The following is a 15,189-nucleotide window of genomic DNA, read 5'->3' as shown; positions in this document are numbered from 1 at the left end:
AGATGCGCTATGGGAGGCGATGACGATCAAGCCTCTTATCATTCTCCCCGATCCGATCCTCCGCCAGCCGTCCAGGCCGTTCGAGCAGGTCGACACCGAAGTCCTTCGCCTGGCCGACGACATGTTGGAGACGATGTACGATGCGCCGGGCATTGGCCTTGCTGCAGTCCAGATCGGCGTCCCGCGCCGGCTGCTGGTGATCGATATCTCCCGCGAGGACGAGGAGAACAAGCCGCAGGTCTTCATCAACCCGGAGATCGTGGCGTCGTCCGACGACCGCTCCGTCTATGAGGAGGGGTGTCTTTCGATCCCGGATTACTACGCCGAGGTCGAACGCCCGGCCGCCGTCACGGTCCAGTACATCGGGCGAGACGGCAAGCAGGAGACGGTCGAGGCGGATGGCCTGCTCGCCACCTGCCTGCAGCACGAGATCGACCACCTCAACGGCATCCTGTTCATCGACCATATTTCGCGGCTGAAGCGTGAGATGGTGATCAAGAAGTTCACCAAGGCTGCACGCTCGCGCGTTGTCTGACGACAGCCTTTGGATGCTCGGCATCAGCGGCTTACCACCTGAGTGCACTCGAACGCAGACGGGATCACGATGACGCTTCGCATCATCTTCATGGGAACGCCGGAATTTTCGGTCCCGACGCTGCGCGCCTTGAAGGAGGCGGGCCACGAGATCGTTGCGGTCTACAGCCAGCCGCCGCGCCCCGGCGGCCGTCGCGGCCTCGACCTGCAGAAGTCGCCGGTCCACCAGGCGGCCGAGCTTCTGGGCATCCCGGTCTTCACGCCGCTGAACTTCAAGGAAGAGGCCGAGCGGGAGCGTTTCCGCGCCCTCCAGGCCGATGTGGCGGTCGTCGTCGCCTACGGCCTGCTGCTTCCCGAAGCCATCCTCCAAGGCACCCGGCTGGGCTGCTACAACGGCCACGCCTCGCTTCTGCCGCGCTGGCGCGGTGCCGCCCCGATCCAGCGGGCGATCATGGCGGGCGACGCCAAGACCGGCATGATGGTCATGCAGATGGAAAAGGGACTGGATACCGGCCCCGTCGCACTCACCCGCGAGGTCGAGATCGGCGAAAACACCACCGCCGGCGAACTCCATGACCAGCTGATGCTCGTCGGCGCCCGCGCCATGGTCGAGGCGATGGACAAGCTGGAGGCGGACGACCTGCCGCTGACGCCGCAGGTCGAGGACGGCGTCCTCTACGCCGCCAAGATCGACAAGAGCGAGACCCGCATCGATTTTTCGAGGTCCGCCGAAGAGGTCCACAACCACATCCGCGGCCTTGCTCCCTTTCCGGGCGCCTGGACGGAGGCTGTCGTCAACGGCAAGAGCGAACGCATCAAGGTACTGGCGTCGGAGCTGGCGACCGGCGAAGGCGAGCCGGGTACCGTCCTGGATGATCGTCTTTCCGTCGCCTGCGGCAGTGGCGCCGTCCGGCTCGCACGCCTCCAGAAGGCGGGCGGCAAGCCGCTTGACGGGTCGGAGTTTCTGCGCGGAACGCCGATCCTTCCCGGCATGAGGCTCGGCTGATGCCCCGTTACCGCATGACGGTCGAATATGACGGCTCTCCCTATGTCGGCTGGCAGCGGCAGGAGAACGGACATTCGGCGCAGGCGGCGATCGAGAAGGCAATCCTGTCGCTGACAGGCGAGACGGTCGCCATCCGCGGGGCAGGGCGCACCGATTCCGGCGTCCATGCCATGGGCCAGGTCATCCACGCGGATATTTCGCGGAGCTGGGAGCCCCACAAGCTGCGCAACGCGCTCAACGCCCACCTCGGAATGAAGAGAGAGAAGCTGGCGATCCTTGACGTCCAGGCGGTGGACGACAGCTTCGATGCCCGCTTCTCCGCCCTGCGGCGCCACTATCTCTACCGGATCATCTGCCGCCCGGCGCCGCTGGCACTTGAGGCACGGCGGGCCTGGTGGCTGCCGAAGGGGCTCGATCACGAGGCCATGCATGCGGCGGCGCAGATGCTTGTCGGCCACCACGACTTCACCACCTTCCGCTCCACCCATTGCCAGGCCAGGAGCCCCATGCGCACTCTCGACCGGCTGGACGTGACGCGCGTGGGCGACCTCATCGAGATCCGCGCCTCGGCCCAGAGCTTCCTGCACAATCAGATCCGCTCGTTCGCAGGCACGCTGAAACTTGCCGGCGAGCACAAGATGACGCCAGAGGATGTGCGCGCGGCGCTGGAGGCAAAGGACCGCAAGGCCTGCGGTCCGGTGGCGCCGCCCGAAGGGCTCTATTTCATGAAGGTGGATTACCCGGGTGACGTCTGATCCTCAGCCGGGGTAGATGCCGAGGAAGCGCTCCAGCGAGTCGGAGAGCAGCATCGTCGGAACGATCAGCACCATGGTCAGCGTTGCCACCATCAGCGGATGCTGACCGCAGATGACCCGGAAGATCCGCGACACCGAGACGATCAGCGCGATCATCAGCATCAGCCAGATCAGCGAGAGAATGCCGGTCAGGTTCGGTGCCAGCATCAGGAGCAGGCTGAGAACAGCATAGGCATAGGCGAAGGGAACCGAAAGCCAGTTCACGGCCACCACGATCGCATAATACTTGCGCCCCAGCGCCAGCCCCCATGCCATGAAGCCGATCAGGATCAGCGGAACGAGCCAGTTGGCAAGCTCCAGCATCGCCAGCCGGAAAAAGAAGATCCCGCCGAGTTCCGTGTCCTGCGGCATTCCCCGCAGGTAGAGCGCGCGCCACCAGAGCCACGACACCGTCATGGCCGGCAGGCACCAGAGAATGGCCCAGAAGGACCGCATCAGTCCGCGGTCGCTGACGTCGAGGCGCTTCAGCCCGGCTGCCTCGCCGCGGATGAGGAGCCAGAGACCGGAGAGATAGACCCTGACCTCATTCAGCCCGGGCATGATCGAACCATTTGGCAATGAAGCCGCCGTAGATCTGGGTCAGCGTCTCGAGGTCCGCCACGGCAACGCGCTCGTCCACCATGTGCATGGTCTGGCCCACGAGGCCGAATTCCACGACCGGGCAGTAATCCTTGATGAACCGCGCATCCGACGTGCCGCCGGTGGTGGAGAGAATTGGCGTCTGTCCGGTGACCGTTTCGATGGCTTCGGACAGCGAGGCTGTCAGGGCATTGTTGCGGGTCAGGAAGACATGGCTCGGACGCTCGCTCCAGGCGATGTCGTAACGCACCGGCGAGCGCCCGGGCCGCAACGCGCCTTCTGCGGCGGCCAGGTCGAGACGGCGGATGATTTCCATCTTCAGGCTGTCGGCCGTCCAGCTGTCGTTGAAGCGGATGTTGAAGGCCGCCGTGGCCTTCGCCAGGATGACGTTGACGGCGGGATTGCCCGCGTCGATGGTGGTCACTTCGAGGTTAGAGGGCTGGAAGTCGTCCGTGCCATGGTCGAAGGGCGGGTCCATCAGCGCATGCGTCAGCTGCAGCAGCCCGCGTAGCGGGTTGTCCGCCAGATGCGGATAGGCGGCATGGCCCTGCACGCCGTGGACGGTGATCTTGCCCGACAGCGATCCGCGCCGCCCGATCTTGATCATGTCGCCGAGCGCATCCGGGTTGGTCGGTTCGCCGACGAGGCAGGCGTCCCAGGTCTCGCCCTTTTCGGCGGCCCAGGTCAGAAGCTTTTCCGTGCCGTTCACGGCCGGGCCTTCCTCGTCACCGGTGATCAGCAGCGAGATAGAGCCACGGGGTGCTCCATGCTTTTCGAGATGGCGTGCGACCGCCGCCACGAAACAGGCAATGCCGCCCTTCATGTCGACCGCGCCGCGCCCGTAGAGCATTCCGTCGGCGATTTCCGCCGCAAACGGCGGATGCGACCAGGATGCCTCGTCGCCGGGCGGGACGACATCCGTATGGCCCGCAAACATCAGGTGCGGCCCCTCGGTCCCGAGCCGGGCGTAGAGGTTCTCCACGTCCGGCGTCCCCTCCGCTGTCGCCACCATCCGCTCCACCCGGAAGCCGAGTGATGTCAGCGCGGATTCCAGCGTCGACAGCGCCCCCCCTTCGGTCGGCGTGACCGAACGGCAGCGGATGAGCGCCTGCAGGTTCTCGACGGGATCGGTTGTGGCCATGGCTGTCGATCAGTCCCGCAGCAGTTCGTTGATGCCGGTCTTCGAGCGGGTCTTCTCATCGACGCGCTTGACGATGACGGCGCAATAGAGGCTCGGGCCCTGTTCGCCATTCGGGAACGGCTTGCCCGGCATCGTGCCGGCGACAACGACGGAATAGGGGGGCACTTCGCCGTAGGAGATCGAGCCGGTCGCCCGGTCTACGATCTTCGTCGACTGGCCGATGAAGACGCCCATGCCGAGCACGGAGCCTTCACGGATGATGCAGCCTTCGACGACCTCCGAGCGGGCGCCGATGAAGCAGTTATCCTCGATGATCGTCGGGCCGGCCTGCATCGGCTCCAGCACGCCGCCGATGCCGACGCCGCCCGAGAGATGCACGTTCTTGCCGATCTGGGCACAGGAGCCGACGGTCGCCCAGGTGTCGACCATCGTGCCCTCGCCGACATAGGCGCCGAGATTGACGAAGGACGGCATCAGCACGACGTTGGGCGCGATATAGGCGGAGCGGCGCACCACCGCGTTCGGCACGGCGCGGAAGCCGGCGGCGCGGAAATGGTTTTCGCCCCAGTTCTCGAACTTGGAGGGCACCTTGTCCCACCAGGTGGACTGGCCGGGGCCGCCCGTCACCACGCCCATGTCGTTCAGCCGGAACGACAGGAGAACGGCCTTCTTCAGCCACTGGTTGACCTTCCAGGATCCGTCGGACTGGCGTTCGGCAACGCGGGCCTTGCCACCGTCGAGCAGTTCGAGCGCGGCATCGACGGCGTCACGAACTTCGCCCTTGGTCGAAACCGAAACGCCGTCGCGTTGTTCGAAGGCAGTCTCGATGGTGGTCTCCAGCGAGGCGAGGTCGGTGGTGCTCATGGGAAGTCCTTAAGGTCGCGTCAGTAGGGTGGAACGGAGTGGTCTGGCGGCTGGCCAAATGATGCTAATTGCTCTAAGCGACCGCCACTCGACCGTCAATGTGAATTGGCGCGACGCATCAGGCTTGGAAGGCAGGACATGGCGAAGGCGAAGAAGGATGGCCCGCGGCGCAAGGATGGCGTCTGGGATCCCCTGAAGGATAGTTCCACCGACAGGCGGAGTGCCGCCGGTGTCCCGAAGACGCCGCAGTCGATGTCGCCGACCTACCGCCTTGCCTATGCCGACGAGGACTTCCTCTGCCGCGAGGAGCTGCGGCCCGTGCGCCTGCAGCTGGAACTGCTCAAGGCCGAGATGGTCCTTGCGGAGCGTCGGATCAAGTCGACCGTCGTGCTGTTCGGCGGCGCCAGAATTCCCGCGCCGGGCCAGGCAGCCTGGGCTGCGCGCAACGAGACCCAGCGCGGGAACCTCGAGGCCGCGTCAGTCTACTACGAGGAAGCCCGCAAGTTCGCCCATCTCTGCGCCAGTTACGGAGAGCAGTTCGACCATCAGGAATATGTGGTGGTGACCGGCGGCGGGCCCGGCGTCATGGAGGCCGGCAACCGCGGCGCCTCGGAAGCCGGCGCGCCGACCGTGGGCTTCAATGTGGTCCTGCCGCACGAGCAGGCGCCCAATCCCTATGTGACGCCGGAGCTCAGCTTCAATTTCCACTATTTCGCCGTCCGCAAGATGCATCTGATGATGCGGGCGAAGGCCATTATCATTTTCCCGGGCGGCTTCGGCACCATGGACGAGATGTTCGAGGCGCTGACGCTGATCCAGACGCGCCGCATGGAGCGCATTCCCTTTGTCCTGTTCGGCAAGGAGTTCTGGAACACCATGGTGAACTGGCAGGCGCTGGCGGATTTCGGAACGATCGCGCCGGAAGATCTCGAGCTGATCAGCTTCGTTGAAACGGCCGACGAGGCCTGGAAGATCGTCGCCGACTTCTACGAGCACTAAGCCAAAAGAAAACCCGCCCCAGGCGGTGGGGCGGGTTGATGACGAACCGTACTAGTCTGGGGGACTGGTGACTAGAAAGGGCGGTCCGGCATGTCGTCGATGCTGATGACGCCGTCTTCGTTGCGGTCCATGCGGGCAAACCGCTTGTCTACGGCAGCGGTCACTTCAGCCTTGCTGAACTGGCCGTTCTCGTCGGTGTCCGCCTGACGGATCAGCTGCATGCCACCCATCTGCGGGCCCATGCGTCCGCCGTGATGCATGCCCATGCGTCCACCTTCGTGACGGCGATCTGCATGGTCGCCGCGGCGGCCGGGACGATCGTTGCTGTCATCCGCGTCATCGCCGTTGTTCTGGGCCATCTCCTGGCGGCGCTCTTCGCGACGTTCCGCACGATCGGGGCGCGGGTTGTCCTTGCGGAACTCTTCCATCTTGGCTTCGCGATAGGCACGCATTTCACCGGGGATCAGGGTGCCGTCCTTGTCGGCGTCCATTTCGGAGAACAGCGCTTCCTGGCGTGCGGAGAGCTCTTCCTTGCTGATCTGCGCATTCTTGTCGGCGTCCGCGGTCTTGAGCAGGCGGACGAACATCATCTCCTGCATCATGCCGCCTCTGGCGCCGTGGCGGCCGGGACCATCACGACCGGGGCCATCCCGTCCGGGTGCAGCAAAGCTTGGCAGGGCGGTGCCGGCGACGAGGACGGCTGCAAGTGATGCCAGAATGACTTTGTTGGTCTTCATGGGAAGGCTTCCTTTTCGGTTTGTCTATGACCCGAAGGTAGGCGCAACCGACATGAGGAACCACTTAAACATCCGTAACCTGGGTGAACTTTCGGTAAGGTTCAGCCCAAGACACCGGTGAGGAACCCTGCCAGATCGTCCGTCACGTAGTCGATGTGGTCGTCCTCGTCCGACAGCGTCTCCCAGCGCTCCATCAGCACGTCGTCGAGATTGCGCGGCACCAGCAGCACGGTGCGCATGCCGAGCGCCTTGGGCGCCTTCAGGTTGCGGGGCAGATCCTCGAACATCGCCGCATGGCGGGTATCGACGCGGTGCAGGCTGGCGAACTTGTCGTAGGTCGCGCCCGCAGGCTTCGGCACGTAGTCGGCGGCGACGATGTCGAAGATGTCGTCGAAATGCTCGAGAATGCCGAGCGCGCGGGCAGCCGCTTCCGCATGCGGGACACTGCCGTTGGTGAAGATGAACTTGCGGCCTGGCAGCGCCTTGATGGCCTCGCCAAGCTCCGGATGGGGCAGCAGCGCCGAATAGTCGATCGCATGGGCCCGCTCCAGGAAGGCATCGGGCGAGATGCCATGGTTGAGCATAAGCCCCTGCAGGGTCGTTCCGTGCTCGTGGTAGTAGCGCTTCTGCAGAGCCCGCGCCTCGTCCGGCTCCAGCTGCAGCAGTTCGGCGACGAAGGCGCTCATGTTCTTGTCGATCTGCGAGAACAGATTGACGTGATGCGGGTAGAGCGTGTTGTCGAGGTCGAAGACCCACTCTTTGACATGGGCGAAATCGGCGGGCAAAGGGGAGGTGCTGGGCTTTGTCATGCCGCCTTATGCACGCTGTGGCGGCGAAAGAAAACGGCAGACTTCGATCTGCGCCGAAAGTGATCTTGGCGGAACACGACGGTGGTGCTACCGCCGATCGCATGGAACTCTGGATCCCTATCACGATTGCGGCGGCCTTCCTGCAGAACATGCGCTCGGCGCTGCAGAAGCACCTGCGCGGCAGGCTGAACACCACCGGCGCCACCTTCGTGCGCTTTGGCTACGGCGTTCCCTTCGCCGTCCTCTACATGGCGATCCTTCACTACGGCCTCGGCCGGCCGATGCCGGTACCCAACATCACCTTCGCGATCTGGGCCGTCGCAGGCGGCTTTGCCCAGATCGGCGCCACCTTCCTGCTCGTCTACATCTTCGCCTTCCGCAACTTCGCGGTCGGCACGGCCTATTCGCGCACCGAACCGGCGCAGGCCGCTCTGGTGGCCCTGATCCTCGTGGGAGAGACGATCACGGTCGCAACGGTGGTCGCCATCGCCATCTCCGTCGTCGGCGTCATCCTCATCTCGGTGGCGAGGACCGAGCTGACGCTGCGGTCGCTGGTGACCTCCGTCGGCAGTCGAACCGCCGTCTTCGGCTTGCTGTCGGGTCTCCTCTTCGGGATATCGGGCGTTTCCTACCGCTATGCGTCACTCTCGCTGGCCCCAAGCCTGCCGGCTGCGGACCCCGTGATGCAGGCAGGCTATACGCTGCTCGTCGTCATCGTCATGCAGGCGGTGGCGATGCTCGTCTGGCTGGTTCTGAAGGATCGGCAGGAGCTGCCTCGCATCGCCCGGGCATGGCGACCGGCCGCAATCGTCGGCTTCGTCGGCGCCACGGCGTCCTTCGGCTGGTTCACGGCGATGACCTTGCAGCCGGCGGCCGTGATCAAGGCACTGGCGCAGATCGAGATGCTGTTTACCTTCGCCTCGTCGGTCCTGGTCTTCAAGGAGCACGTCAACCGGCTGGAGATCGCCGGTTGTCTGCTGATCGTGCTCGGGATCCTGGCGCTCGTCCTGCTCTGAGGGACAGGCGCGCTGCCGTCCTCGGCCTCAAGGAACGATCAGCGTTCCTGCACCGTGTTCGGTGAAGATCTCGAGCAGCACCGAATGCGCTGTCTTGCCGTTGAGGATGACGACCCCTTGCACGCCGGCCTTGATCGCCTCGATGCAGGTCTCGACCTTGGGGATCATGCCGCCGGAAATCGTGCCGTCCTGGATCAGCGCCTGGGCCTGCGCCACCGAAAGCTCCTTGATGAGCTGCTTGTCCTTGTCGAGCACGCCCGGAACGTCGGTGAGGAACAGCAGGCGGGTGGCGCGCAGCGCGCCGGCGATCGCACCCGCAAACGTATCGGCGTTGATGTTGTAGGTGGCGCCGTCGCGCCCCGGTGCCACCGGTGCGATGACCGGGATCATCTCGGACTTGGCCAGCAGGTCGAGCAATGTGCGGTCGACTTCGACGACCTCGCCGACGAAACCGAGGTCGAGAACACGCTCTATGCGCGAATCCGGGTCGATGATCGTCTTCTTCGCCTTTTCGGCAAAGACCATGTTGCCGTCCTTGCCGCAGAGACCGATCGCCCATTCGCCCGTCTGGTTGATCAGCGCGACGATCTCCTTGTTGATGGAGCCGGCCAGAACCATCTCGACGATCTCGACCGTCTTCTGGTCGGTCACGCGCAGGCCGCCCTCAAACTTGGATTCGATGCCCATCTTGGTCAGCATCGCGCCGATCTGCGGTCCACCGCCGTGGACGACGATGGGGTTGACGCCGGACTGCTTCAGGAGCGCGATGTCGGCCGCGAAAGCCTTGCCGAGTTCGACATCGCCCATGGCGTGTCCGCCGTATTTCACGACGATCGTCTTGTTCTCGTAGCGCTGCATGTAGGGCAGCGCCTTGGCCAGGAGTTGTGCCTGAAGTTCGCTGTCCGAAGCAGTCATGGAGGTCCTCGTCGATCGGGGTGCGGCGCCTTGTAGCGCAAGTTTTCAATCGTGGAAACAAGGCTGCCGGATGTTGGCCCTTGAAGCGGTTAGCTGATGGTGTCCAGGATGGCCTGGCGCAACTCGTCGAGGCCTTTTCCCTTTTCCGAGGAGGTGGCGATCAGCTGCGGAAAGGCGGCCGGCCGCTTGCGGATCTTTTCGGCCGTCTCGGAAAGAAGCCGCGGTACGCCGGCCTCCTTGATCTTGTCCGTCTTGGTGAGGACGATCTGGTAGGAAACGGCAGCCTTGTCCAGGAGGTCCAGCACGTCCTCGTCGTTCTTCTTGATGCCATGGCGGCTGTCGATCAGCACGTAGACACGCTTCAGCGTGGCGCGACCGCGCAGGTAGTCGAAGACCAGCTTCGTCCAGGCGTCGACGGTTTCCTTGGGCGCCTTGGCATAGCCGTAGCCCGGCATGTCGACGAGAGCCATCGGCGGCAGGTCTCCGCCTGCGCCGGAATAGCCCTCGGGCACGAAGTAGTTGAGTTCCTGGGTGCGACCGGGCGTATTGGACGTCCGGGCAAGCCCCTTGTGGCCGACCAGCGCGTTGATGAGCGACGACTTGCCGACGTTCGATCGTCCGGCGAAGGCCACTTCCAGAGGGCCCTCCGGTGGCAGGAATTCAAGCGAGGGCACGCCGCGGATGAAGATCCAGGGGCGGCCGAACAACGGCTTCTCGTCCGGGGTCGTGTCTGCGGGCATGATGTCTCGGTCCTGTCGCTATGGAACGGAGGGCTTCCAGCTTTTGCTCCGGCTTGTCAAGTTGACAGCGCCCTCCACGATGTCCCCAAAAGAAAAAGCCCCGGCGAACCGGGGCTTTCAGGGTTATTTGTTGGCTGCGGGCTTTCGCCGGAACAGGCCCTTCATATTGTCGAAGAGCTCGATCTTGGCGCCGTGACGCTTCATGATCAGCGCCTGCTGCATGATCGAAAGGCTGTTGTTCCATGCCCAGTAGATCACCAGACCGGCCGGGAATGTCGCCAGCATGAAGGTGAAGACAAGCGGCATCCAGTTGAAGATCATCGCCTGTGTCGGATCCGGCGGCGTCGGGTTCATGCGCATCTGCACGAACATGGTGATGCCCATGATCAGCGGCCAGACGCCGATCATCAGGAAGCTCGGAACGTCATAGGGAAGAAGTCCGAACAGGTTGAAGAGCGAGGTCGGATCCGGAGCAGACAGATCCTGGATCCAGCCGAAGAATGGTGCATGGCGCATCTCGATGGTGACGTAGATCACCTTGTAGAGGGCAAAGAACACCGGGATCTGCAGGAGGATCGGCCAGCAGCCGGCGATCGGGTTGATCTTCTCCTCCTTGTAGAGCTGCATCATCGCCTGCTGCATCGCCATGCGGTCGTCGCCGTGCTTCTCCTTCAGCTCGGCCATCTTCGGCTGCATGCGCTTCATGTTGGCCATCGACGCGTACTGCTTGCTGGCCAGCGGGAAGAACAGGGCCTTCACGACGATGGTCGTCAGCAGGATCGCCACACCGAAGTTGCCGAAGTAGCGGAAGAAGAAGTCCATCAGGTGGAACATCGGCTTGGTGATGAAGTAGAACCATCCCCAGTCGATCAGGAGCTCGAAGCGCGGAATCGAGCGGGCTTCCTCGTACTGGTCGACCAGCGGCACTTCCTTGGCGCCGGCAAAGACCAGGTTCGTCAGTTCGACGGACTGACCGGGCTCGACGGTCAGGGCATCGCTCTTGAAATCGGCCTGGTAACGGGGCTGGCCGTCCGTGAAATGCGAGAAACGGGATTCGTAGGGCAGCGCCTGCGGCGGGACGAGCGTGGCAGCCCAGTATTTGTCGGTGATGCCAAGCCAGCCGCCGGTGGCCTTGGCATTGGCCACGGCGTCGTCTTCGATGTCGCCGTAGCTCTCTTCGACGAGGCCCGTCTCGCCGATCACGCCGATGAAGCCTTCGTGGATCACGAAGACCGAGGGCGTGGCGGGCTTGTTGTAGCGGGTGACCCGACCGTAGGGTGCAAACGTCACGGCTTCGCCGGCACCGTTCTGGATGCTGTCGACGACGGTGATCATGTAGTGGTCATCGACCGAAATGGTCCGGTTGAACACGACGCCTCGGTCGTTGGTGAAGCTCAAGACGACCGGCGTATCGACGGTCAGTTTCTCGCCGCTCGCCAGGGTCCATTCGGTGCCGGGACCCGGAACCGCTCCGGATGTCTCGCTCTGGACGAACCCGAGTTCGGTGAAATAGCCACCGGCTGTATCTGCAGGGGAGAAGAGAGTGATGAGCGGGCTCTCGTCGTCGACCGTCTCGTGATATTCGCGCAGCTTCAGGTCATCGAAGCGCGCGCCGATCAGGTTGATGGAGCCGGCCAGCGCAGGCGTGTCGATGGCGACCCGCGGGGCTGTCGCCAGCGCCTGCTCACGGGTAGCCGTTGGCTGCGCCTGGACCGTCCCGGGCAGCGTGCCATTGACGGCGACGCCGGGGCTTTCGGGGGCCACGGGCTGCGGAGCTTCGCCCTGGAGTGCCTGCTGGGCTTCAAGAGCCCGCTGCTGCGCTTCCATCCTCGGGTTCATGTAGAGGAATTGCCAGGCAATGACGATCACCACCGAAAGGGCGATCGCAATAAAATAATTGCGGTTCTTTTCCATCATGCTTTCCTGGAACGGGTCTCCTCGGACCGCTTATGTTTCGGCCGTGCCTCGATGCGCTCGACAAGCTGAACGGTCAATTCTGCGAAGGGCACCGTTAGGACCTCCCGTCGCGCGACAATGACATAGTCGTGTCCGGGCTTCATTGCAAACGCGGCAGATTGTCGGACGGCCTCCTTCAGGCGCCGCCGCATCCGGTTGCGTTCGACGGCATTGCCGTGCCTCTTGGTGACCGTGAATCCGACCCGTGGCTCAGCCTCGGGTTCCTTGCGGTCCAGGACTTCCAGAACAAAGTTGCGGCCACGGCGTGTTTCGCCAGCGCGCACGGCAAGAAACTGCGGCCGGCTTTTCAGCCGCCCGGCAGTTGTCTTTGATGTGTCTTCGTCCGTCATCGCCCGGCGAACGGGCACGCCCGGCCCTTAGGCCGAGAGACGGTTGCGGCCGCGCGAGCGACGAGCTGCAAGAACCTTGCGGCCACCAGCGGTGGCCATACGGGCACGGAAACCGTGACGACGCTTGCGAACAAGCTTGGACGGTTGAAAGGTACGCTTAGACATTTATTTAATACCGCGGTGTGCGGCCCTTCTTGAATTTGCCTTGCGGCAACAGCGTTTCGGAGACGTTCTGCCATAGGTCGCACGCGCGCGAGCCTGCAAAGGGCGGAACGTGCGCGGCTTATAGATGCACTTTCCCCAAAAAGTCAATTCATGGGTCGCTGCGACCCGACGGAAGCGCCAAAATTAACCAATGGGGCTACGGTCGATTACATCCTCGCGCGCTAAAATGAGGGATGAAAACCTGTAGTCTTGCGTAAAATCAATAATCCTGCGGTAAAACCCCTCTTGAACCAAGGCCTTGATCGATTTTTCCGCCCGTATTGGAGGTCTATCCCGCCTTGTTTCGCTCAAGCATTTGTTAATGCCTCAATGTCAATTCTTGCACTGGGCTGGGTGGTGCTCAGGCGCAATGAAACTTCCCTGCGATCAGAGAAGTGTTATGAGAGAAGGGAATTTCATGAAAATCCGGGGCAAGATCAATCTTCTGGTTGGACTGATGAGTGCCGTGGCTTTGCTTGTCGGCGGTTTGTCTGTCTTTGCGATGTCGGAATATCGGACGCGCATGCAGGCCTATGAGGCGGCTGCGCAGCGAGCCCATATGGGCGAAACCTTGAACAGGCTCGTGACTGCGGTGGTCATGGATGCTCGTGGTATCTACGGATCGAAAAGCACCGAGCAGGCGGCGAAGTTCGGCGAAGGCGTGGTCAAGAGCCTCGGCAGCATGGAGAAACTGCTGGCGGACTGGCAGGCCATTCTGCCGGAAAGCCAGCGGGCCGGTTTCCAGAACCTTCTGCAGCGCTCGGCCGAATTCAAGGCGTTCCGGTCTGAGACGGTCCGGCTCGGGAGTGAGGTCGGCCCGGAGGCGGCAAACGAACAGGGCAACAACGAAGGCAACCGCAACAACAGAAAGGCATACCAGGCCGAGATCGATGCAATTGTCCAATCCGATCTGGCCGAGCTGCAGCGTGTGGATGCCAACCTCGACGATTTCAGCAGCACGATTATCTGGGTCGTCGGCGCGATCACGCTGCTCGGCGTGGGAGCCGGCGCGTCCTTCGGACTTTATCTCGGCCGCCGCCAGTTGAGCGGACCGATCATCGAGATTACCGACAGCATGAAGCGGGTCGCGGCAGGCGATTTCGTGACGGCCGTTCCGTCTGTCGGTCGGGCCGATGAGATCGGCGAGATGGCTGCCGCTGTCGAAGTCTTCAAGCGCAATGGTATCGAAGTTGCGCAGATGAACGAGCAGGAGAACGGCAGCCGTGCCCGCAGTGACGATCTGCGCATGCGGATGGAAACTGTCGTCGGCGCCGCGGTGGAAGGCGACTTCAGCAAGCGCATCGACAAGCAGTTCGGCGACGAGAGCCTGGACAATTTCGCCCGCAACGTCGACCAGCTCCTGGCGACCGTGGAAGCCGGTGTCAGCGAGACGGGACGCGTTGCCAAGTGTCTGGCGCAGGGAGACCTGACGCAATCCATGTCCGGCAATTTCCGCGGCGCATTTGCGGATCTGCAGTCCAACGTCAACGCTGCGGTCGAAAGCCTTTGCGAAGCGATGCAGAGTGTGCGGCAGAGCACGAGCACGATCAGCGGCGGCTCGAACGAGTTGAGCAGCGCCACCAACGACCTCTCCAAGCGCACGGAGCAGCAGGCTGCAGCGCTCGAGGAAACTTCGGCCGCTCTCGACCAGATCACCGCGGTCGTGCGCACGTCGACAGAACGTGCCCAGGAAGCGACCGTAATGGTGGGCGAGGCGAAGGAAAGTGCGGTTCAGTCCGGTGCCGTCGTCCGCAGCGCCGTCGAAGCCATGGGCCGCATCGAGCAGGCCTCCCGCGAGATCGCGCAGATCACCAACGTCATCGATGAAATCGCCTTCCAAACCAACCTCCTGGCGCTCAATGCCGGGGTCGAGGCGGCACGTGCTGGCGAGGCCGGCAAGGGCTTTGCCGTCGTTGCCCAGGAAGTGCGTGAGCTGGCTCAACGGTCGGCGGCGGCGGCCAAGGACATCAAGGGCCTGATCACCAAGTCGGGCGAGGAAGTCGCCGGCGGCGTGCGCTTCGTGCAGAAGACCGGCGAGTCGCTGTCCGAAATCGAAAGCAGGGTCCTGCGCATCAACGATCATATCCACTCCATCGCCCTGGCGGCGAAGGAACAGGCAACCGGTCTGCAGGAGGTCAATACCGCGATCAACCAGATGGATCAGGTGACCCAGCAGAATGCCGCCATGGTCGAGGAAACCTCGGCTGCCACGCAGAAGCTCTCGTCTGAAGCAAACAGCCTCTTCTCGATGGTGTCGCGGTTCGAGATCGGCAGTGGCGAGGCGCGCGCCGCCCAGCCTGCCGCACCGCGCCACGGCGCAGCTGCGCCCGTGCACGAGCGGATGCCTGCGGCAGCAAGGCCGGCACGTCCGGTCGCCGCCTCCGACCAGCGCCCCCGCGTCTCTCCGGCCCGTGCCATGACCGGCGCGATCGCCAAGGCGTTCGGGGTCGGCGGAGCAGCGGCATCCTCGGCTGCGGCCGAAGCGGACTGGGAAGAGTTCTGAGCCGCACAGGCATCAGCTTCA

Annotated in this window: 16 protein-coding genes; 6 read left to right on the top strand and 10 right to left on the bottom strand. The window is 63.5% G+C overall.

Annotated features, from left to right (window positions below; all coding sequences use genetic code 11):
• Positions 1-19: 19 nt before the first annotated feature.
• The 3 genes from def to truA all read left to right on the top strand — a co-directional run bounded on the left by def (position 20) and on the right by truA (position 2,295).
• Entirely contained in the window at positions 20-535 is a 516-nt protein-coding gene (def, locus tag EO99_RS0117875) for a peptide deformylase (RefSeq protein WP_029619971.1), read from the top strand.
• Between the two features lie 69 nt (positions 536-604).
• Positions 605-1,540 carry a methionyl-tRNA formyltransferase gene (gene fmt / locus EO99_RS0117870; protein WP_029619970.1) on the top strand — a complete coding sequence of 312 codons (936 nt, stop codon included), beginning with the start codon at positions 605-607 and terminating at the stop codon, positions 1,538-1,540.
• A complete protein-coding gene (truA, locus tag EO99_RS0117865; protein ID WP_029619969.1) occupies positions 1,540-2,295 on the top strand; it encodes a tRNA pseudouridine(38-40) synthase TruA in 756 nt (251 codons plus the stop codon). The genes fmt and truA overlap by 1 nt, the downstream gene beginning before the upstream one ends.
• Positions 2,296-2,298: 3 nt before the next feature.
• Here truA and EO99_RS0117860 read toward each other — a convergent pair whose 3' ends face one another.
• Genes EO99_RS0117860 through dapD form a run of 3 tightly spaced genes read right to left on the bottom strand, consistent with a single transcriptional unit; the run spans position 2,299 to position 4,939 of the window.
• Positions 2,299-2,895 (bottom strand): hypothetical protein, encoded by a 597-nt coding sequence (locus EO99_RS0117860; RefSeq protein ID WP_029619968.1) that lies wholly within the window; start codon positions 2,893-2,895, stop codon positions 2,299-2,301.
• Entirely contained in the window at positions 2,879-4,075 is a 1,197-nt protein-coding gene (gene dapE / locus EO99_RS0117855) for a succinyl-diaminopimelate desuccinylase (RefSeq protein ID WP_029619967.1), read from the bottom strand. Before dapE ends, EO99_RS0117860 begins: the two co-directional genes overlap by 17 nt.
• Positions 4,076-4,084: 9 nt before the next feature.
• A complete protein-coding gene (gene dapD / locus EO99_RS0117850; protein ID WP_029619966.1) occupies positions 4,085-4,939 on the bottom strand; it encodes a 2,3,4,5-tetrahydropyridine-2,6-dicarboxylate N-succinyltransferase in 855 nt (284 codons plus the stop codon).
• A gap of 138 nt (positions 4,940-5,077) precedes the next feature.
• On the opposite strand from dapD, the gene EO99_RS0117845 reads away from it, so the two are divergent.
• Positions 5,078-5,938, top strand: a complete 861-nt coding sequence (locus EO99_RS0117845; RefSeq protein WP_029619965.1) for an LOG family protein — start codon at positions 5,078-5,080, stop codon at positions 5,936-5,938.
• A 71-nt stretch (positions 5,939-6,009) separates the two neighbouring features.
• On the opposite strand, the gene EO99_RS0117840 is transcribed toward EO99_RS0117845, so the two are convergent.
• Positions 6,010-6,675 (bottom strand): hypothetical protein, encoded by a 666-nt coding sequence (locus tag EO99_RS0117840; protein WP_029619964.1) that lies wholly within the window; start codon positions 6,673-6,675, stop codon positions 6,010-6,012.
• A 101-nt stretch (positions 6,676-6,776) separates the two neighbouring features.
• A complete protein-coding gene (locus EO99_RS0117835; RefSeq protein ID WP_029619963.1) occupies positions 6,777-7,484 on the bottom strand; it encodes a pyrimidine 5'-nucleotidase in 708 nt (235 codons plus the stop codon).
• 101 nt (positions 7,485-7,585) lie between these two features.
• Here EO99_RS0117835 and EO99_RS0117830 point away from each other — a divergent pair, with 101 nt between their 5' ends.
• Positions 7,586-8,500 (top strand): DMT family transporter, encoded by a 915-nt coding sequence (locus EO99_RS0117830; RefSeq protein ID WP_029619962.1) that lies wholly within the window; start codon positions 7,586-7,588, stop codon positions 8,498-8,500.
• Positions 8,501-8,527: 27 nt separating this feature from the next.
• Here EO99_RS0117830 and argB read toward each other — a convergent pair whose 3' ends face one another.
• The 5 genes from argB to rpmH form a co-directional block, all read right to left on the bottom strand.
• Complete coding sequence (gene argB, locus EO99_RS0117825; protein ID WP_029619961.1) at positions 8,528-9,415, bottom strand: acetylglutamate kinase; 888 nt, start codon at positions 9,413-9,415, stop codon at positions 8,528-8,530.
• Positions 9,416-9,504: 89 nt separating this feature from the next.
• Entirely contained in the window at positions 9,505-10,155 is a 651-nt protein-coding gene (yihA, locus tag EO99_RS0117820; RefSeq protein ID WP_029619960.1) for a ribosome biogenesis GTP-binding protein YihA/YsxC, read from the bottom strand.
• 123 nt (positions 10,156-10,278) lie between these two features.
• On the bottom strand, positions 10,279-12,072 hold the full coding sequence (gene yidC, locus EO99_RS0117815; protein ID WP_029619959.1) for a membrane protein insertase YidC: 1,794 nt from the start codon (positions 12,070-12,072) through the stop codon (positions 10,279-10,281).
• Positions 12,069-12,461, bottom strand: coding sequence for a ribonuclease P protein component (rnpA, locus tag EO99_RS0117810; protein ID WP_029619958.1), 393 nt, complete (start codon positions 12,459-12,461; stop codon positions 12,069-12,071). The genes yidC and rnpA overlap by 4 nt, the downstream gene beginning before the upstream one ends.
• Before the next feature lie 27 nt (positions 12,462-12,488).
• A complete protein-coding gene (gene rpmH, locus EO99_RS26820) occupies positions 12,489-12,626 on the bottom strand; it encodes a 50S ribosomal protein L34 (protein ID WP_077067111.1) in 138 nt (45 codons plus the stop codon).
• Between the two features lie 457 nt (positions 12,627-13,083).
• Here rpmH and EO99_RS0117805 point away from each other — a divergent pair, with 457 nt between their 5' ends.
• Positions 13,084-15,168 (top strand): methyl-accepting chemotaxis protein, encoded by a 2,085-nt coding sequence (locus EO99_RS0117805; RefSeq protein ID WP_029619957.1) that lies wholly within the window; start codon positions 13,084-13,086, stop codon positions 15,166-15,168.
• Positions 15,169-15,189: the final 21 nt, after the last annotated feature.

This window comes from Pseudorhizobium marinum (assembly GCF_000705355.1).
Lineage (GTDB): Bacteria > Pseudomonadota > Alphaproteobacteria > Rhizobiales > Rhizobiaceae > Neorhizobium > Neorhizobium pelagicum.
The sequence above is the reverse complement of the archived record's forward strand: the minus strand, read 5'-3'. Positions and strand labels throughout refer to the sequence as shown.